This window comes from Tenacibaculum sp. SDUM215027 (assembly GCF_050566205.1).
Classification (GTDB): Bacteria; Bacteroidota; Bacteroidia; order Flavobacteriales; family Flavobacteriaceae; genus Polaribacter.
Map to the genome: position 1 here is coordinate 482692 of NZ_JBNXUE010000001.1, position 20784 is coordinate 503475.

General features: G+C 33.7%; 17 protein-coding genes and 1 tRNA gene. 4 read left to right on the top strand and 14 right to left on the bottom strand.

From position 1 onward, the window contains the following. Position 1: 1 nt before the first annotated feature. The 14 genes from ACQYZ7_RS02260 to ACQYZ7_RS02325 all read right to left on the bottom strand — a co-directional run bounded on the left by ACQYZ7_RS02260 (position 2) and on the right by ACQYZ7_RS02325 (position 16953). Positions 2–763 (bottom strand): exodeoxyribonuclease III, encoded by a 762-nt coding sequence (locus tag ACQYZ7_RS02260; protein ID WP_430728176.1) that lies wholly within the window; start codon positions 761–763, stop codon positions 2–4. Positions 764–830: 67 nt separating this feature from the next. Then, positions 831–1484: a 3-oxoacid CoA-transferase subunit B gene (locus tag ACQYZ7_RS02265; RefSeq protein ID WP_430728177.1), complete on the bottom strand. Its 654-nt coding sequence runs from the start codon at positions 1482–1484 to the stop codon at positions 831–833. Positions 1485–1486: 2 nt separating this feature from the next. Beyond that, the gene (locus ACQYZ7_RS02270) at positions 1487–2188 is read right to left on the bottom strand and encodes a CoA transferase subunit A (protein WP_073182417.1); all 702 of its coding nucleotides are present in this window, start codon (positions 2186–2188) and stop codon (positions 1487–1489) included. A 60-nt stretch (positions 2189–2248) separates the two neighbouring features. Next, positions 2249–4528, bottom strand: a complete 2280-nt coding sequence (locus ACQYZ7_RS02275; protein ID WP_430728178.1) for a penicillin-binding protein 1A — start codon at positions 4526–4528, stop codon at positions 2249–2251. Further along, positions 4528–5013: a gliding motility lipoprotein GldH gene (locus ACQYZ7_RS02280; protein WP_430728179.1), complete on the bottom strand. Its 486-nt coding sequence runs from the start codon at positions 5011–5013 to the stop codon at positions 4528–4530. Before ACQYZ7_RS02280 ends, ACQYZ7_RS02275 begins: the two co-directional genes overlap by 1 nt. Then, positions 5003–6445 carry a PSP1 domain-containing protein gene (locus ACQYZ7_RS02285; protein WP_430728180.1) on the bottom strand — a complete coding sequence of 481 codons (1443 nt, stop codon included), beginning with the start codon at positions 6443–6445 and terminating at the stop codon, positions 5003–5005. Before ACQYZ7_RS02285 ends, ACQYZ7_RS02280 begins: the two co-directional genes overlap by 11 nt. 227 nt (positions 6446–6672) lie before the next feature. Then, entirely contained in the window at positions 6673–8364 is a 1692-nt protein-coding gene (locus tag ACQYZ7_RS02290) for a glutamine--tRNA ligase/YqeY domain fusion protein (RefSeq protein WP_430728181.1), read from the bottom strand. Between the two features lie 215 nt (positions 8365–8579). Next, on the bottom strand, positions 8580–10430 hold the full coding sequence (locus tag ACQYZ7_RS02295) for a M1 family metallopeptidase (protein WP_430728182.1): 1851 nt from the start codon (positions 10428–10430) through the stop codon (positions 8580–8582). Between the two features lies 1 nt (position 10431). Beyond that, the gene (locus tag ACQYZ7_RS02300; protein ID WP_430728183.1) at positions 10432–10836 is read right to left on the bottom strand and encodes a hypothetical protein; all 405 of its coding nucleotides are present in this window, start codon (positions 10834–10836) and stop codon (positions 10432–10434) included. 69 nt (positions 10837–10905) lie between these two features. Beyond that, on the bottom strand, positions 10906–12543 hold the full coding sequence (locus ACQYZ7_RS02305; protein WP_430728184.1) for a S8 family serine peptidase: 1638 nt from the start codon (positions 12541–12543) through the stop codon (positions 10906–10908). Positions 12544–12554: 11 nt separating this feature from the next. Then, on the bottom strand, positions 12555–13400 hold the full coding sequence (locus ACQYZ7_RS02310; protein ID WP_430728185.1) for an MBL fold metallo-hydrolase: 846 nt from the start codon (positions 13398–13400) through the stop codon (positions 12555–12557). A gap of 79 nt (positions 13401–13479) precedes the next feature. Then, positions 13480–13550: transfer RNA gene (locus ACQYZ7_RS02315), tRNA-Cys, on the bottom strand. Between the two features lie 55 nt (positions 13551–13605). Then, positions 13606–13968, bottom strand: coding sequence for a dihydroneopterin aldolase (folB, locus tag ACQYZ7_RS02320; protein ID WP_430728186.1), 363 nt, complete (start codon positions 13966–13968; stop codon positions 13606–13608). Between the two features lie 159 nt (positions 13969–14127). Further along, a complete protein-coding gene (locus tag ACQYZ7_RS02325) occupies positions 14128–16953 on the bottom strand; it encodes a VPS10 domain-containing protein (RefSeq protein WP_430728187.1) in 2826 nt (941 codons plus the stop codon). A gap of 141 nt (positions 16954–17094) precedes the next feature. Here ACQYZ7_RS02325 and ACQYZ7_RS02330 point away from each other — a divergent pair, with 141 nt between their 5' ends. The 4 genes from ACQYZ7_RS02330 to ACQYZ7_RS02345 all read left to right on the top strand — a co-directional run bounded on the left by ACQYZ7_RS02330 (position 17095) and on the right by ACQYZ7_RS02345 (position 20715). Continuing rightward, a complete protein-coding gene (locus ACQYZ7_RS02330; protein ID WP_430728188.1) occupies positions 17095–17997 on the top strand; it encodes an ATP-grasp domain-containing protein in 903 nt (300 codons plus the stop codon). Then, entirely contained in the window at positions 17964–18929 is a 966-nt protein-coding gene (locus ACQYZ7_RS02335) for a succinylglutamate desuccinylase/aspartoacylase family protein (protein ID WP_430728189.1), read from the top strand. Before ACQYZ7_RS02330 ends, ACQYZ7_RS02335 begins: the two co-directional genes overlap by 34 nt. Before the next feature lie 76 nt (positions 18930–19005). Continuing rightward, the gene (locus ACQYZ7_RS02340; protein ID WP_430728190.1) at positions 19006–19260 is read left to right on the top strand and encodes a hypothetical protein; all 255 of its coding nucleotides are present in this window, start codon (positions 19006–19008) and stop codon (positions 19258–19260) included. A gap of 132 nt (positions 19261–19392) precedes the next feature. Beyond that, on the top strand, positions 19393–20715 hold the full coding sequence (locus tag ACQYZ7_RS02345; protein WP_430728191.1) for a DEAD/DEAH box helicase: 1323 nt from the start codon (positions 19393–19395) through the stop codon (positions 20713–20715). Positions 20716–20784 lie beyond the last annotated feature (69 nt).

Below are 20784 nucleotides of genomic sequence, written 5' to 3' on the forward strand. Positions count from 1 at the left end.
TTTATAAATCTAATTCAACTGCAATTGGGCAATGATCTGAATGCTTTGCTTCTGGTAAAATATACGCTCTTGAGATTTTATCTTTTAAAGTTTCAGTTACCATGTTGTAATCAATACGCCAACCTTTATTATTTGCTCTTGCATTTGCTCTGTAGCTCCACCAAGAGTATTCTTGTTTTTCTGGATGTAAGTGACGGAAACTGTCTATAAATCCACTATTTATAAATTTTCCTAACCACTCACGTTCTTCTGGTAAAAAACCAGATACCCCTTTCATTTTAGGGTTATGAATATCTATTGCTTCATGACAGATATTATAATCTCCGCAAATAACTAAGTTAGGAATTTCTTTTCTTAACTCTGTAGCATACGCTAAGATTTCATCCATGTAATTGAATTTATAGTCTAATCGAGCACTGTTTGTTCCTGAGGGTAAATACATACTCATTACAGAAACCTCATCAAAATCTACACGAAGATTTCTTCCTTCAAAATCCATCGATTCTATTCCTGTTCCGTACTCTATATGTTTTGGTTCTTCTTTACAGAAAATTGCTACGGATGAATATCCTTTTTTTTCTGCTGAAAACCAATAATGATATGGATACCCAGCCTTTTCAAACTCAGTTACATCTAACTGCTCTTTGTGTGCTTTGGTTTCTTGAATACATATTACATCAGGATTTGCCGCTTGTAACCAATCGATAAATCCTTTTTTTAATGCCGCTCTAATTCCGTTTACGTTGTATGAGATTATTTTCATCTATATATTTAAAATACAAAAACGTAAAGCATAGTGCTTTACGTCTTTATTTAACCTTATAATTTTGTTAAATATCCATTTCTGGAACTTCACCATTAATTATCAGAGTTCCTTCAGTGGCTTCCTGAATCTCTTCAACAGTAACCCCTGGTGCTCTTTCTAATAAGTAAAACTTATTGTCTTTAATTTCTAATACGGCTAAGTTTGTTACAATCTTTGTTACACAACCTACCCCTGTTAATGGCAATGAACATTTTTTAAGTAGCTTAGATTCTCCTCTTTTATTGGTGTGCATCATTGCTACAATAATATTATCGGCAGAAGCTACTAAATCCATAGCTCCACCCATACCTTTTACCATTTTTCCTGGTATCTTCCAGTTGGCAATATCTCCATTTTCGGCAACCTCCATAGCTCCTAAAATAGTTAGGTGAACGTGTTTACCTCGAATCATTGAAAAACTGGTTGCAGAATCAAAAAAACTAGCTCCTGCCATAGTTGTTATGGTTTGTTTTCCTGCATTGATAACATCAGCATCTTCTTCTCCTTCAAAAGGAAAAGGCCCCATACCTAATACTCCATTTTCTGATTGAAACTCAACCTCAATATCATCACGAACAAAATTGGCTACTAATGTTGGAATTCCGATACCAAGATTTACATAATATCCGTTTTTTACTTCTTTTGCGATTCTTTTCGCTATTCCGTTTTTATCTAACATAACTAGCTTCTTTGTCTTACAGTTCGTTGTTCAATTCTCTTCTCATACTTTTCTCCTTGGAAAATGCGTTGTACAAAAATTCCTGGAATATGAATTTGATTTGGATCTAATTCTCCTACTGGAACTAATTCTTCAACTTCAGCAACTGTTATTGTAGCTGCCCCACACATATTTGGATTAAAATTCCTTGAAGTTCCTTTGAATATTAAATTCCCAGCTGCATCACCTTTCCATGCTTTTACAAAGGCAAAGTCTGCTTTAAATGCTGGTTCTAAAACATACATTTTTCCGTCAAACTCACGAGTTTCTTTTCCTTCTGCTACTTCTGTACCATAACCTGCTGGTGTGTAAAAAGCGGGGAAACCCGCTTGAGCTGCCCGACATTTTTCTGCTAAAGTTCCTTGTGGTGTTAATTCTACTTCTAATTCTCCAGACAACATTTGACGTTCAAATTCATCATTTTCTCCAACATAAGAAGAAATCATTTTTTTTATTTGACGATTTTGCAATAACAACCCTAAACCAAAATCATCAACTCCTGCGTTATTGGAAATACAAGTAACATCTTTTACTCCTATTTTTACTAACTCAGCAATAGCATTTTCAGGTATTCCACATAAACCAAACCCTCCTAACATAAAGGTCATTCCGTCTTGTACACCTTGTAGTGCTTCTTGTACGTTATTTACTTTTTTATTTATCATTATAGTTGTTGTTTTTAAGCTTTACTCACTAAGTGAGGTTTTAAATACGCTACAATTATACTAAAAATCTGTATCGTCTGGGGTTGTCTCTTTTTCCTCTCCTTCTTTCGGTTCCTCTGTTTTAGAGCAATCTAAATTTATACTTATATTTTTAGGCTTCTCAAAATTCCCTTTACTTATCTCTAATGTCTTATCTTCATAACACTTCCTCATAAATATAGCCCATGTAGGTAGCGACATTGTTGCTCCTTGTCCATACTTTAACCCTGCAAAGTGTGTAGCTCTATCCTCTCCTCCTGTCCAAACTCCTGTTGCTAAATTAGGAACGATTCCCATAAACCAACCATCTGATTGGTTTTGCGTTGTACCTGTTTTACCTGCAATAGCATTAGTAAATTTATAAGGGAAACCTGTTACTGCATCTCCTCCTGATGTCCACGTTGATCGTAAACGAACTCCTGAACCTAACCTTGTTACTCCTTGCATTAAATCTAAAATTACATAAGCAGACTCTTCACTTAATACCTCTTTAGTTTCTGGTACAAATTCCTCTAAAACAGTTCCATTTTTATCTTCTATTCGGGTAATCATTAAAGGACTTACACGTAACCCTTTATTAGCAAATGTTGAATAAGCGCTTACCATTTCTAATAACGATAAATCAATTGCTCCTAATGCAATAGACGGGTTTGCCTCTAATTTAGACGTTATTCCTGAAGATTCAGCAAGCCTAACTACATTTATAGGTGAGACTTTATCAATTAATTGTGCTGTAATTACATTTATTGATTTTGCTAAGGCTTCTTTTAACGTGAGTTCTCCTCCATATTTACCTCCTGCATTTTTAGGTGTCCAATCTTCTGGCATTCCATATTTTTCCTTAGGAATAGTGTATGGTGTGTTTGGCAATTTATCACAAGGAGACATTTTTAATTGATTAATTGCAGTAGCATACACAAAAGGTTTAAATGTAGAACCTACTTGACGTTTTTGCTGCTCAACTGCATCATATTTAAAATACCTATGATTTATTCCTCCTACCCAAGCTTTAATGTGACCTGTCTGTGGTTCAATAGATAGTAACCCTGAACGTAAGAAGTACTTATAATGTCGTATTGAGTCATAAGGTGTCATTACTGTATCGCGTTCACCTTTCCATGTGAAAATACGCATATCAGTAGCTGTATTAAAAGACTTGTCTATTTCTTTTTCTGACTTACCTTCAGCTTTCATTCGTTTGTAACGATCTGAATTTTGCTTCGCTCTTCTTATAATCTTCTCTATATCCTTTTTGCTTATATCGTAAAAAGGAGCTTTTTTATTTCTTTTTTGTTCTTTGTTAAAATATGATTGAAGGTTCGCCATATGTTCATATACTGCTTCTTCTGCATATTTTTGCATACGAGAATCTATCGTTGTATAAATTTTTAATCCGTCTCTATAAATATTATACTCTTCTCCATTTGGCTTTGGGTGTTCTTTTACCCATTCTTTCAAAATACTTCTTAAGTGCTCTCTAAAGTATGTTGCTAAACCATCACTATGACCTTCTCTATTAATATTAAGCCCTAAACCTAGTTTTTGTAAGGAATCTTTTACCTGTTCAGTAATAAAATCATTTCTATTCATTTGCTTTAAAACAACATTTCTACGTTGTTTTACCATCTCTTTTCTTCTTAATGGATTAAAAAGAGAAGAGTTTTTAAGCATTCCTACCAGCATTGCTGATTCCTCTACATCTAGTTCTTTTGGTTCTTTTCCGAAATAAATTCGAGCTGCTGAACGAACTCCTACTGCTTGATTTAAGAAATCATATTTATTTAAATACATGGTTATGATTTCTTCTTTAGTATATTGACCTTCTAGTTTTACGGCCACTACCCACTCTTTTACCTTTTGAAGTACTCTTTTAAAAATATTTCGAGAAGCTTTTTTAGTAAACAACATTTTTGCTAGCTGTTGAGTTATCGTACTCGCTCCTCCACTTCCTGGTTTTAAAATAGCTCTTGCCGTTCCTCTAAAATCAATTCCAGAATGCTCATAAAAACGTTCGTCTTCTGTTGAAACCAAGGCTTTCACCATGTTCTCAGGAATATCTTTATATTTTATAGGTGTTCTATTTTCAACAGCATATTTCCCTAAGGTTTTACCATCTGAAGAAATAATTTCGGTTGCTAAGTTATTCTCTGGATTTTCTAACTCCTCAAAAGTTGGCAATGCTCCAAACACTCCCCAAGAAGCTAGTAAAAAAAGTAGGCAAACAAACAGGAAACCTCCTAAAATGATACCCCAAAACCATTTAATGTACTTACTAAAATTTGTTGTTTTTTTCTCTGTCATTACTTTATTTTTTCAATTCTAAACCCTACATGAGTTATCCCTTTTAGTTCTTCAACACCTTCAATTTCTCCATTTTTTCGCATGGCTTGTCGAACTTTAAAAGTATACTCTCCTTTGCGGGGAAACGTTATGTTTTCTTTATAAAAAAGTTTGTTTTCTTTAATATCAGTAAAACCTTGTCCTAAAAACTTTCCTCTAACATCTGCCATATCATACTCCAATGTATCTATGATTATTTGCCCATCAGGAAAATCCATTTGTGTAATTAAAAAAAGATTACTGTATGCATAATCTTTATTATTTCTAAGATTTATAAAAAGGTTTTTCTTACCAATAGAGTCGTTAATTGGAAATGTAAATTGTATTGCATTTTTTTTATTCCATGAACTTTTTGGAAGCGCCAGATAGTTGTCAAACTCACTATTTGAATCACATGAAGCAAATAGCGTAGCTACTAAAAAAAAGATGCCAATTTTACTTCTCATTATTGGTGTTGTTTTTATTGTCGTTATTGTTTTTTTTACGTTGATTGTTGTTTTTTCTTCTTTGGTTTTTTGGCTTTTTATTTTGAGCTTGTGGTTTTTCAGCTGTATTACCTTCTGGTTTAGGTTTTCTGCTTCTTGGGTTGTTTTTAGGTTTTGGTTTCCTATTATCAACTCTCTTCTTTTCTGTTTTCTGACCTCCTTCAGTCTTTGCTGGTTTTACTTGTGGCTTTTTCTTTGGCTTTTTGCTTGTAGGTGTAGAAGGTTGTTTCTCTGCTTCTTTCTTATTTGTTGGGGTTCTTTTTTTACGTCTATTATTTTTACGCCCTTTTTTAGGGATATCAAAACGTGTTAAACTGTCTTGACCAACAACATTTTCAAAGTCGACAGAAACCTCTTCAGTTATTTCTAATTCGTACTCTTCTAACGGTAAAGCAAGTTCATTATTTTTATTTAATTCTATAATCTCTTGAACCTGATCTAACGATAGTTTATACCATTTAAAACTTTCTTCCTTGTAAGTATACCAAAGTAATTTTTTAAAGATGTCCATTTTAACGAAAACAGCATCTCCTTTTTCTGTTTTTAGTACTTTGTCTTGTTTAGGAAAACTTTGTAACGCATCTAAATACGTATCTAATTCATAATTCAAGCAGCATTTTAACTTACCACATTGTCCTGCTAACTTTAGCGGATTTAATGATAGCTGTTGATAACGAGCTGCTGCGGTATTTACTTTTCTAAAATCGGTTAACCAAGTAGAGCAACATAGTTCTCTACCACAAGAACCTATTCCCCCTAAACGGGCTGCTTCTTGACGCATACCAACCTGACGCATTTCTACACGAATAGAAAAAGCACTAGCCAAATCACGAATTAACTGACGAAAGTCTACGCGTTCATCTGCTGTATAATAAAAAGTAGCTTTTGTTCCATCTCCCTGATACTCAACATCAGAAAGTTTCATCTTTAAGCCTAAACGACTAATAATTTCCCTTCCCTTTCGTTGGGTTTCTTGCTCGCGATCACGAGCAGTCTGCCAAACATCAATGTCCTTTTGAGATGCTTTTCTGTAAATTTTCTTTACCTCATCACTATCTGCAGTAATTTTTCTTTTTTTCATTTGAACTCTTACAAGTTCTCCTGCTAAAGAAACAATACCAACATCGTGTCCTGAAGATCCTTCAACCGCAACCACATCTCCCATTGAAAGGGTTAGGTTTTCTGGATTTTTATAAAAGTGTTTCCTTCCATTTTTAAAACGGACTTCAAAAATATTAAATGGGGCTTCACCCGTAGGTAAAGTCATGTTCGATAACCAATCAAAAACAGCGAGCTTATTTCCACTTCCACATGTACCTGAAGCACAATTTCCGTTACTCTTACAGCCATTTGGCACACCGCTTTTGTTAGTTGAGCAACTGCTACAACTCATAAGATAGTATATTTTTTTGAAATATTTTTTAAACCTGTGATATTTACAGTATCAAAAAACATTTTTATTATTTGATTTTCAGTTGTATAAAATTTACTTTATAACAACTATCCTTAATCTGTAAAGATACATATTCTAATGAAAAGTGAAAATTGATTTTTTTGTTAAAAAAAACGCTGCTTTTAAGTTAAAAGCAGCGTTTTTTATTTGTTTTATGTCTTTTGGTACTAATTATTTTTTTTTGCCCAGTTATCTCGTAATCCAACTGTTTTATTGAACACCAAATTTTCAGGTGTTGAATCGTCATCAACATTAAAATACCCTAAACGTTGGAACTGAAAACGGTCTCCAATTTTTGCTGTTTGTAAACTTGGCTCAACATAAGCCGTGATTTTTTCTAACGAATTTGGATTTAAAAACTCCATAAAGTCTTTGTCTTTGTGACTATCTGGTGCTTCATCTGAAAACAACCTGTCATACGCTCTTACCTCAGCTTTTACCGCGTGTTTTACCGACACCCAGTGTAGGGTTCCTTTTACTTTACGCTTACTTTCTTCGGTTCCACTTCCTGATTTTGTTAATGGGTCGTACGTACAGTGGATTACTGTAATATTTCCGTTTTCGTCTTTTTCCACGCTATTAGCAGTAATAAAATACGCATTCTTTAAACGGACTTCTTTTCCTAATTTTAAACGGAAGAACTTTTTGTTTGCTTCTTCTCTAAAATCTTCACGTTCTATATAAATTTCTCTTGAAAAAGGCACTTCTCTCGTTCCAGCATTTTCATCCTCTGGATTGTTTTCAGCAATTAAAATCTCTTCTTGATCTTCTGGATAATTATCAATTACCACTTTTACTGGATCTAAAACTCCCATCACTCGATTCGCTGTTTTGTTTAAATCTTCACGAATTTTAAACTCTAACAACGCTACATCAATCACATTTTCACGTTTAGAAACCCCTACAGTATTCACAAAACTACGAATAGAAGCTGGTGTATAACCACGACGACGTAACCCTGAAATAGTTGGCATACGCGGATCATCCCATCCAGAAACAATTCCTTCTTCAACCAACTTCATCAACTTACGTTTACTCATTACTGTATAGCTTAAGTTTAAGCGTGAGAATTCTCGTTGTTTTGGTGGTAATGGATATTCTGATTGGCTATAATTATACACATTATCTCTAAACCAATTGTATAGCTCACGATGAGGTTTAAACTCTAATGAACATAATGAGTGAGAGATTTGTTCTATGTAGTCACTTTCACCATGAGTCCAATCGTACATTGGGTAAATTACCCAATCGCTTCCCGTACGGTGATGTTCCTTCTTTAAAATACGATACATAATAGGGTCACGCATTAACATATTTGGTGAAGCCATATCTATTTTAGCACGTAACACATGAGATCCTTCTTCAAACTCACCATTTTTCATACGTGTGAATAAATCTAAATTTTCTTCAGCACTTCTGTCTCTATTCGGACCTGCGACTCCTGGTTGCGTTGGCGTTCCTTTTTGCTCAGCCATAGCTTCAGAAGATTGGTTATCTACATATGCTTTCCCATCTTTAATCAATTGAACTGCCCAATCGTATAATTGCTGGAAATAATCAGAAGAATAACATTCATTTTCCCATTGATATCCTAACCAAGATACATCACGCTTAATAGCATCTACGTATTCTTGTTCTTCTTTTGCTGGATTTGTATCATCAAAACGAAGGTTTACTGGAGCACTGTATTTTTCTCCTAAACCAAAACTAATACCAATAGCTTTTGTATGACCTATATGTAGGTATCCGTTTGGTTCTGGTGGAAAACGAAAACGCAAATTTTCTTTTGGCATTCCATTTGCCAAATCTTCTTCAACAATTTGCTCTAAAAAATTCAATGATTTCTTTTCTTCTGACATCTTTATAAATTATGTACGGTGTTCTATTTTTTCAGCCCTTAATCTAGCTTTCTTAAAACATAATCAATTAAGAGCTACCTAAAAGGTTTAAGCGACAAAATTACATAGAATCTATGAGATAATTACACAAAGAAAATTATGGATTAAGTTTTAGCAATAAAAAAACGGAAAACCTATATAGATTTTCCGTTTTTAGTATTTTTTATCGCTAAATTTTACTTACCGTACGAATTGTTTGCTTGATTTACATCTGCCATTAATTTGGACGAATCTATCTCAACTGATTTTACATCTTTTTTAGCTGTAAAAGTATAAGTTGGATGTGCGAAAGTCCAGTCGGTAATAACTGTTGCGTTTGTTGGTTTTTCTCCACGCATCATACGTAACGGAATGTTGAATGATTCTTTTGAACCGTCAGTATAAGTTACCTCAACATCAATTGGCATTGGCATTTGACCAATACGTTCTAAGGTAATTTCTTTTCCATTTACTGATTTAATTCCGTAATCAATAGTATGTGTTGTTTGCGTCCATTCATTCAAATACCAATCTAACTGAAGTCCTGAAACTTTTTCAGCAGTACGTTTTATATCATTTGGTGTTGGATGCTTAAAAGAAAAATTTTCAAAATATTTCTTTAAAGTTTTAGCTACATTTTCTTTTCCAATAACATATTCTAACTGAGATAAGAAAATATTTCCTTTTGAATAACTAGCTACTCCATATGCTGTGTTAGTATGATATCTATCAGCATGCGTTGTTAAAGGTTCTTCAATATTGTTGCCTACTACGTAATTATACCCTCTATAAGAACCTGCATGTGGATTTTCTTTTCCTTCTCCTAAAATTTCATTTTCTGCTTTGTTTGAAATATAGGTTGTAAACCCTTCATCCATCCAAGGATGCTTGCTTTCGTTGGTTGCTAACAAGAATTGGAACCAAGTATGTGCTAACTCGTGTGCTGTAACACCGAATAAGCTTCCCCATTTACGTTGACCTGTAATTAAAGTACACATTGCATACTCCATACCTCCATCTCCTCCTTGGATAACCGAGTATTGCTTGTATGGGTATTGACCAATATGTGAACCAAAATAATCCATTAACTCTGCTGTCTTAGGTTGTAATTTTTTCCAATTTTCTAAATATTCAGCATCTAATGTTTCTTTGTATAAGAAGTGTAAATCTACTCCATTATCCATTTTATAGGTGTCGTGGATAAACTCTGGATCTGCCCCCCAAGTAAAATCGTGTACATTTGGTGCTGTAAACTTCCAAGTTAACTTGTCTCCTGAAGGAAGATTCATTGCCTTTGTTTTATCTTCATATCCGTGACCTACTTCTTGCGGGTTTTGCACATATCCTGTCCCTCCAACTACATAGTTTTTATCAATATGAAGTGTTACATCAAAATTACCCCAAACTCCGTGAAATTCTCTCCCTAAGTATGGGGGTGTATGCCAACCTTCAAAATCGTATTCAGCCATTTTTGGGTACCATTGCGTCATAGATAAGGCAACTCCCTCAGCACTATTACGCCCAGAACGACGGATTTGTTTTGGTACTTGAGCATCAAAAACCATATCAAACGTTACACTTTCTCCAGGTTGAATTGATTTATTCAATGTTACTTCTAAAATCGTTCCAACAGTTTCGTGTTTTACTATCGATCCATCTTGTTTTAATGAGTTAACTTTAATGTATCCTATTTCTGATGGTGATAGCTTACTAATACGATCTCCTACTCTTCTGTCTGGGTCTTTGATGTTTCTTGAACGAACATCCATTTGAGAGTTTGGTTGAAATGCATTGAAGTATAGGTGATAGAATACTTTGTTTAATGCATCAGGAGAATTGTTTGTGTACACCAATTTCTGCGTTCCTTTGTATTGATATGTTTTAACATCCATATCAATATCCATGGTATAATCAACATGTTGTTGCCAATACGCTTGGTTTGATTGCTTGTGTACTTTTGTTTTTGTTACGGTTTTATTTTTTGTACTATTTACGGTAGCACAAGAAATAACCGGCAACAGTAAAAGGCTTAAGATTATTTTCTTCATATTAAACTGGTTTAATTCCCATTGAGATTAGTGTTTTCTTAAAGTCATCTAGTTCTTTTTCATTTTTTAATACTGGAAAACTACGCCTTTTCCCGTTACGTAACTTTAGAAAAATTCGTTCTTTTCCATAAACTTTCCTTGTTTCTATTCCTTCTATTTTATCAAGCAAGTATTTAGACTTCCATGATCTTTTTACTACATAATAAAATATTACTATTACAGAAGCTACCGCAAGTAAGAGCATAAAAACAAAAAGAGTTTCATTATTTTGGTAACTCATTAAATACAACTGAACCCCCATATTAATTCCATTAACTAACATCAAAGAGATAATTAACCATGAATGCATTGGTACTTCATCTTTAATTGTTAATTCTTGTGTTTTCTTATTGAATTCTAATTGCATTGTGTTTTCTTATAACAAAAAAAGAGCATCAAAAAATAATGCTCTTTTTTTAGCTTGTTTATAATGATGTTATTTTCTTCCGTTTACCATTCTATCAGCCATTCTAACCGCATTGTATGCGTTTACAACACGCCCTGATACCGATAACTCAGAGAAAGGAACTTTTACTGGTGCAGTACCATATCTAGCTCCTGTTCCTGGTTTAACAACCTCTAAATCTATTTTAGTTCCAGAGTTCATTAAAATATGTTTTACTTGACTTGCTGTTAATTCTGGATAATAAGAACGTACTAATGCTGCAACTCCTGCTGCTGCTGGAGATGCCATAGAAGTACCGTTGAATTTTTTGTATTCATTATCTGGAGTTGTTGAATATACTTGTACTCCTGGAGCAAATACATCTACATTCTTTTTACCATAATTAGAAAAAGTTGCTGGCAATTCTTCAGTATACTTTGCGCTCATTGCTCCAATTGTTAACACATTGTCTGCAATTTCATTTACTAAATCTGGTGCATCGTTAGGAAATGTTTTCTCTACGTCAATATTTTTACCATCATTACCTGCTGCGTTTACGATTAATACATCTTTAGATGCTGCATATTTAATAGCCTCATAAACCCACTCTTTGTTTGGTGAAAATCCTTTACCAAAACTTGTGTTGATTACTTTTGCTCCATTATCAACTGCATAACGAATACCTAAAGCAACATCTTTATCATACTCATCTCCTTCAGATACCGAACGTACTGCCATGATTTTCACATTAGCAACCCCATTCATCCCTTTTTCGTTATTTCTTGTTGCTCCAATGATACCTGATACGTGAGAACCGTGCGCTTCATCTTTTTCTGAATGACCTGTATTACCATTTCCATACCCTGGTTTATCGTTAATGTCATACGCATTATCACCAACAACTGTACGGTAATCAGTTTTTAAATTGTCTCCGCTAATTGTTTTTTGAGCTTTCTTTATTCCATCCTCAAAATACTCTTTTGCCTCTTCAAGCGTATCAAAATATCCAAACATTTTAGCTGAAAACCCTTTTGCTTTGATTAACATTGGGTCGTTTGTATTGATAGCTTCTACTTCTTCTTTAGTATATGTTGACTTTCCAAAGTATTTAGCAAATTCTTTATCAGACTCAACAGCTCCTGTTTTTAAGTTCTCATAACGACTAACTGTTTTTTTAGCCTCTTCTACTTTTTCAGCCTGAAAAGCTTTTACTTCTGCTAAAGTTTCAGCATCTGCTACTTCTGGCTTCATTAAAATACGCTCGTATTCTAAATGTTCTTTGTATGAATCTCCTAAGAAGTTCCATCCATTGATATCATCAACATAACCATTTTTATCATTATCAATTCCGTCTCCTGCTACTTCTTTAGTATTAACCCAAGCAACATCAACTAAATCTTCATGTTTTAAATCGGTACCAGAGTCAACTACACCTACCACAACTTTTACATTCTTTTTTCCTTTTAAGAAATCATACGCTTTATTTACGCTCATACCTGGAATAGTATCAGTCGCTAAATCTAAATGTTGCCAATTTTCTTGTTCGTAATCGGTTAATTCAGCTTTTTTTGCTGGAATGTTTACTACGGTATTACTTCCTGCTGGCACAGGGATATTGCTTACTGTTTTACAACTAGCTAAGGTAGCCACTGCAATTGCCGAGTAAAATACGGGCTTTAAAACTCTCATAATCTCTATTCTTAATTAAAAATATCTGTAAATTTAAATGTCTCGTTTAAACGAACTCCTTTTTCAGTATGCTTTACTGTTATTACCTCATTATAAGCATCATGCTCTAAAAAAAGGTAAAATTCTTTATCAGCCGCTTCGTTTAAAAAAGCTTCTTTTTCTTTTAAAGTAAGTAGTGGTCTTGTATCATATCCCATAACATAGGGTAACGGAATGTGACCTACGGTAGGCAATAAATCTGCCATAAACACCAATGTTTTCCCTTGGTATTCTATTTTCGGCAGCATTTGTTTTTCGGTATGTCCATCTTTGAACAGCACATCAAACCCAACATAATCCTTTGCATTTAGATGCAAAAAGTTTAATTGTCCGCTTTCTTCAATTGGCAAGATATTTTCTTTTAAAAAAGACGCTTTTTCTCTTGCATTTGGGTGTACTGCCCAATCCCAATGACGTTGATTACTCCAAAAACGTGCATTTTTAAAAGCTGGTTCGTACCCAGTCCTGTCTTTATTCCATTGGATTGCTCCTCCACAATGGTCAAAATGTAGGTGTGTTAAAAACACATCGGTAATATCATCTCTATGAAAACCATATTTTGCTAAAGAAGTATCTAATGAAAAGTCTCCATATAGATAGTAGTATCCAAAAAATTTATCGGATTGCTTATTACCAATACCTGTATCAATCAGTGTTAAACGATCACCATCTTCAATTAGCATACAGCGCATGCCCATTGAGATCATGTTTTTTTCATCGGCAGGATTTGTCTTTTGCCAAATCGTTTTCGGAACCACGCCAAACATAGCTCCTCCGTCTAATTTAAAGTTTCCTGTTTCTATCGGATAAATTCGCATAGCTACAAAGATGCAGAATTTTAGCGAATTAATTTGTTAAGGAAAACAAAAAAGCTCATCAAATTTGATGAGCTTTTTGAGGTGTCGAGCGGATTCGAACCGCTGTAGATGGTGTTGCAGACCACTGCCTAGCCACTCGGCCACGACACCTTATATTGATAAGGACTGCAAATTTACAGCTTTTATCTTTTTTTGCAAGCTTTTTTTACTTTTTACGCACTTCTGATAAAACAATTGCTACCTCAGCAACATTTCCTCCAATGGGTGGGTTAATTTTTGCTACGCTAACTTCCGCTTCATCAACCAGTTGTATTTCTTTAAAAATTCTATCTAAAATTCGTTGAGCAACATGCTCTAGTAATTTAGAACGAATTGCCATCTCTTCTTTTACAATTTGATTCAAATGCACATAATCTACCGTATCAACCAGTTCATCAGTTTGTGATGATTTTTGTAAATCGGCTTTTACTTCGATATCAACTCTATATTCCGAACCTATTCTTGCTTCTTCCTCTAAGCATCCGTGATTTGTAAAAACACGAATGTCGTTTACACGTATTATTCCCATACCGCAAAAATAGGAATGTTTGCTTATTTAAACTTATTGTTTTTCGAAAAGCGCAAAAGACCTTAACACGGTTATTCACTTTTTTAAGTAATAAGATTTCTCACTTCGTCAGAAACGACGTATTTATTAATTCGTAAAGAAACTAAAAAATGTTACAAACTACTTTATTTCAAATGTTTGATTCAACTCACCCATCGTTACTTTATATTTCCCTTTAGGTAAATAGTATTTGTCATTCTTTGCTTTTTTTATCTCAGCATCTTTATGTTTCTTTAAATACTTTTTTCTTCCTTTTTCAGAAAAAGAAACATCATATACTACTTCATTAAATCCTTTTGTCGCGTTAGTTTTTATAGTGTTTACCAAAACTTTACCTGAATACATTTTTAACTCAACTTCTTTATTCGCATTAACATAAAACGGAATGGTAATTTTTGGTGTATTAGGTTCTAACCATTTGCTCCAAGAACTCCCCCAAGATTTTCTTTTCTTAATATCCTTAATGCTGAAAACAGCCTCTTTATTATCAAACTCTTGTAAAGAAGTAATATTTGCTTTGTATAAACTACGCCCATGTGTTCCTATTAATAAATGTTTTGCTTTAGGTTGAATTACTAAATCGTGTACTGCAACATTTGGTAATCCGTTACTAAAAGCTTCCCATGTTTCACCTTGATTGAAAGAAACGTACAATCCATTATCAGTTCCAAGATATAGGATATTTTCTTTTTCTGGATCTTCCTTAATCACATTTACCGCAGAAGTCGGAATGTTACTACTAATGTTTTTCCATGTTTTCCCATAATCATCAGACATGTATACATACGAAGTAAAATCATCAAAACGATACCCGTTTAACGTAACATACACTTGTTCTTTCTTATATTTTGAAGCTATTACACGACTTACCCATAAATTTTGTGGAAAAGTATTTGAAATTTTTTCCCAACTTCCTCCTCCGTTTTTAGTTACCTGCACCAATCCATCATCAGAACCTACGTAGATTAACCCAAATTGAAACGGACTTTCAGAAATAGTAGTTAAGGTTCCGTAAGCCACATTTCCTTCCTTTTCTCCTTTGGTTAAATCTCCTGAGATTTCTTCCCAGTTATTACCTTTGTTTAATGAACGGTGTAACTTATTTCCTCCTAAATATAAAATATCTTGATTGTGTTTTGATAACTGAATAGGAGTTTGCCAATTAAATCGGTAAGCTGGTTTGTCTTCTTTGGGTTTTGGCTGAATGTAGGTCTGTTTTCCTGTAGCTCTATCTATTCGATAATAGTTTCCAAATTGATATCCTGTATATACAATATTTGGATTTCTGTCATCAACCGCAACTTGCATTCCGTCACCACCCATCAAACTTTCATAAGGGTTCTTTCCTGTTTGATGCCATCTTTTATCAATTTTGGCATTGTGGTTTCCTGCCCAAACGCCATTATCTTGCATACCTCCATACACCTTATAATTTTCCTGATTATCGGCATATACCGTGTAAAACTGACCAACTGCTGGCTGATTTAATTTAATCCAGCTTTCACCGTCATCATAAGAGATATTCAAACCACCATCATTCCCATCAATTAAATGTCCTTGTTTTTTAGGATTTACCCACAATGCTTGATGATCAGCATGTACATTTTCTTTACTAATAGATGTAAATGTTTTTCCCCCATCTTTCGACTTTAAAATTGGAACTCCCAATACATAGATTCCATTTTTGTCTTGCGGATCAACACGAATTTCTCCAAAATAATATCCATACGAATAGTATAAATCATCTAAATGACCCTCATGTGTTTTTTTCCAAGTTTTTCCTCCATCAGTAGTTTTAAAAACCTCCGCTCCTATTACTGGAGTATCAAATAATGCTGCATTCGCATCTTTTAAATAACCAACTAAATCACTTGGTTTCATTTCCCCTGGACTAGAACGTATAATTTGTTTTACATTCTCTGCTCGGTATTTTTCTTGAAGACCATTCATTTTTATATATGAATTCAATTTTTTGTCTTTCATATTTAAAAGCTCATCAGTTGAAACTGATGCAAGTTCTTCTTTTGTCAGAGCTCCAGATCCTTTTGCACTTTTAGTAGAGTCTTTTTTTCTTCGAAATTGATTATCATGAAAAGCGTATACTGTGTTTTCGTCATATACGGCTAATCCTATTCTACCAACTCCTTTACCATTTGGAAAACCATTATTGTCAGAAATTTTAGTCCAAGTATTTCCAGCATCAGTCGATTTATAAATTGCTGAATTTTTCCCATCTCCATCAAAGTTCCATGCTTTACGCTCTCGTTCCCATGCAGCAGCGTATAAAGTATTGAAGTTGTTTGGTACAGGTTGGATATCGATAATCCCTGTATTTTCATCAATAAACAACGTTTTTATCCATGTTTTTCCTCCATCAGTAGTTTTAAAAACTCCTCTTTCTTTATTTGATGAATATAAATGACCAATAGATCCAACGATTACCTCATCAGGATTGTTTGGATTGATTAAAATACGACCTATGTGATGTGAATCTAGTAATCCTACGTTTGTCCAAGTTTTACCTTTATCGGTAGATCTTAAAATTCCAATTCCAGCATATGACGAACGAGAAGAATTGTTTTCTCCTGTTCCTACCCAAATTGTACCACTCTTCCAATCTACAGCAATATCGCCTACGTTTTGTGTAGGAGAACTATCTAAGATTGGAGTAAAAGTTGTTCCGTTATTATTGGTATGCCATACTCCTCCTGAAGCATATCCTACATAAAACTCTGTAGTATTTTCTGGATTTACATCAATATCTACCACACGCCCACTCATCACTGTAGGTCCAATATTTTTAAACGGTATGTTTTTTACTATCGAATTTGTTGTTAAAACTTCCTTTTGTTGTAAAGCTTTTTGTGTTTTTTCTGCAGAAGTAGGTTGTTGTGCTACTAGTGCAAGCGGGAATAAAGCAATAAAAACTTTGGTTAAGATTCTCATTATAATTTGGTTTAGAAGAAGTGAAAATACTGTAAGCAAATACTATTTCAAAAAAATTAACAGAATATTGAGAGACTTCATTCAGAAGCTTTTGTCAAACAAAAAATTATTAGCTTTGTTTAACCTCAAAATTTTTAGGCTATGACTATTTTTATTCTTTCTGTTAGTGACCAAATTTATTCAACACAAAGAATATACAAAGAAGCTCGTCGTCGTGGACATAACGTTGAGATTATAAACCATTTAAAATGCTCTATAAAACTAGGAAATGATAAGCCTGCAATTATCTATCAAGGAGAAGATATTATTGATGTTCCTGATGTAATTATTCCTCGAATAGGTGTTTCAGCCATGAAACACGGAGCTACGGTTGTAAAAGAATTTGAAATGAATGGAACTTACAGCTCTGCTAGTTATTTAGGTATTGTTAATGCTCAAAACAAAGCTCGTACCTTGCAAATAATGAGTCGAAATGGACTTCCTATTCCGCAAACTGTTTTTTCAGTTGATACTGAAAATATTGGTGAGCAAATAAATTTATTAGGTGGTTCTCCTGTAATTATTAAATTACAAGAAGGAACACATGGCTCAGGTGTAATTTTGGCTGAAAGTAAAAAATCTGCCATATCGATTATAGATACCATGCACGGAACAGATACAAGTATTTTACTACAAGAGTTTATTAAAGAAAGTAATAGTGAAGATATTCGTGCTTTTGTTGTAAATGGTAAAGTAGTATCTTCAATGAAACGTAAAGGGCTAGAGGAAGATTTTCGTTCTAACATTCATAAAGGAGGAAGTGGACATAAAATTACGTTAACTCCTGAAGAGGAAGAAATAGCTATTAAAGCTGCTCAATATTTAGAACTTCCAATTGCTGGCGTTGATATGATACGATCAAAAAGAGGATCCTTATTAATTGAAGTTAACTCGACTCCTGGATTACAAGGAATTGAAGCTTACACCAAGAATAATATTGCTAAGGCTATTATTAAATTTTTAGAAGAAAAATGTTCGAACAAAACTTTAAAAACGAAATCATAGAAATTCGTGGACAAAAAATTGGTTTAGGTGAATCTAAATTAATTAAAATTCCTATTGACAGGTTACCTACAGGAACTCTAATAGAAATTCCTGTGTATATTTTTAATGGTGACCAATTAGGACCAACCATTCTACTACAAGGTGGTTTACATGGTGACGAAGTAAATAGTGTTGAATTGGTGCGTAGAATGTTAATTGATAAATCGTACAAAATTCATCGTGGTTGTGTTATTGTAGTTCCATTATTGAACATTTTTGGTTTTTTAAACATGTCTCGTGATATGCATGGTAAAGATGTAAATAGAAGTTTTCCAGGCTCAAAAACTGGTTCTTTAGCAAGCAGAATGGCATATTACTTAATGAAAGAAATTACAAATAATGTAGATTTTGCTATTGATTTCCATACAGGAGGAGAACAACGAAACAACTTTCCGCAAATACGATATACTCCTGAAGATGAAAGAGGACTTCAACTAGCCAATATTTTTAATGCTCCTTTTATGTTTGGTTCTAAACTTATTCCAAAATCTTTTAGAAATCAATGCTATAAAAACAACATTCCTGTTATTGTGTATGAAGGAGGAGAATCATTACGACTCGAAGAAAAAGCTATTGAACAAGGTATCAACGGAACACTTCGCATTTTAAAACACTTTAAAATGATAAATCAAAGTATCAAAATAACTAAAAATGCTACTTCAATACACATTAACCAACGAAAATGGATTCGAGCTAAGGTTGCAGGATTGTTCACTCCCACTGTACATAATGGTCAAAAAGTAAAAAAAGGGCAAATTTTAGGACATATTATGGATACCTATGGAGAAACAAATTTTTCAGTAAAATCTCCTTACGACGGTTATATAATTGCTAAAAACAACTTCCCTATTATTAATATGGGCGACGCTTTATTTCATTTAGGAAAAATATAACAAACTGATTTTATTTGTTTTATCCGTAATTTTTCACTTACTTTAATTCCAATTAACTAATCAAAAATTATAAATTATGGAATTTCTTATTAGCTTATTAAGTGGAGCAGTAGGTGGTAATCTTGCGGGTGCTTTATTAAAAAAGTTTTCTTTAGGTACCCTTTGGAACTCTGTTGTAGGGATTTTAGGCGGTGGTCTAGGAGCTCAATTATTAGGAATGTTAAATGTTGATATTTCTGGTATTATCGGCAACATTGCAGGTAGTGGTGTTGGTGGAGCTGTTTTACTGGTTATTGTTGGTGTTATTAAAAGCGCCATGGCTAAAAATTAAACACATATTAAAACTCAAAAAAAGACGTCTTAAATAAGGCGTCTTTTTTATTTATAAGCGATGCCAATAAATAGCAGTACCTTTGTTGGCTCATAGTAGTTGTTTTATTTAGAAACTACTGAAGAATTATATATGACATTTACATCGTTAGGTTTATCAAAAGCTTTAGTGAAAGCTGTAACCGAAAAAGGGTACGAAACACCCTCTCCTATTCAAGAAAAAGCAATTCCTGTTATTTTAGAAGGCAAAGACGTATTAGCCTCTGCACAAACCGGAACAGGGAAAACAGCAGGTTTTACCTTGCCTATTTTACAAAACATATCAGAAAAAAAGAATCCAAAATATCGTCCAATCAAAGCATTAGTGCTAACTCCTACAAGAGAATTGGCGGCTCAAGTATATGATAATGTACGCGAATACAGCACACATTTAAATATTAAATCTACCGCTATTTTTGGTGGTGTAAAACCAAGTTCTCAAATAGCTACTCTTAAAAACGGAGTAGATGTTTTAGTAGCTACTCCTGGTAGATTAATTGATTTACACGAACAAAATCAACTATCACTAAAACGTGTAGATGTTTTAGTTTTAGATGAAGCTGATAGAATGCTTGACATGGGTTTTTTACGAGATATTAAAAAAATCATTTCTTTTTTACCTCAAAACCGTCAAAATTTACTGTTTTCAGCTACTTTTTCAAAAGAAATAAAAAAATTAGCACAAGGTATTTTACACAACCCTGTAATGATTGAAGCAGCTCCTGAAAATACAACTGCTGAAAAAGTAAATCAGAAGTTATACAAAGTTCCGAAAAGCAAGAAAACAGAATTAGTCGGGCAATTAATTTCAAAAGGAAATTGGAGCCAAGTCTTAATTTTTACTCGAACTAAACACGGAGCTAATAGGTTGACTGAAAAACTAGTTAAACGAGGAATTTCTGCCGCAGCTATTCACGGAAACAAAAGTCAAGGAGCAAGAACCAAAGCTTTGAAAGGCTTTAAAGACAATTCTATTAGAGTATTGGTGGCTACCGACATTGCTGCTCGTGGATTAGACATTCCATTATTACCTCACGTTATTAATTTTGAACTCCCTAATGTTCCTGAAGATTATGTACACCGAATTGGTAGAACAGGAAGAGCAGGCGCAAGTGGAGAAGCGATTTCATTAGTATCACAAGAAGAGGAAGCATACTTAAAAAGTATTGAGAAGTTATTAGGACAAAAAATTGTCGCTTCTCAGTTAGAAGGGTTTGATTTATCTACCATAAAAGATGAAGTTAAAACTGAACGACCAAAGCAGCAACCTAGAAATAAACCAGCTAAAAAATCGTTTAAAGCATCTTCTGACTTAAAGAAAAAAGCAAAAAAAACTTCAGCAGAAGATACTAAAAAACATACTCCTAGAAAACGAAACAACCGTAATAGAAGAAATAATAATAAAACACCTCAATAACAACCTTATCTTTTTCGTTATCAGCCGTTTCAAAACTTTACTAATTAAGAAAAACAATATTTTGGTATA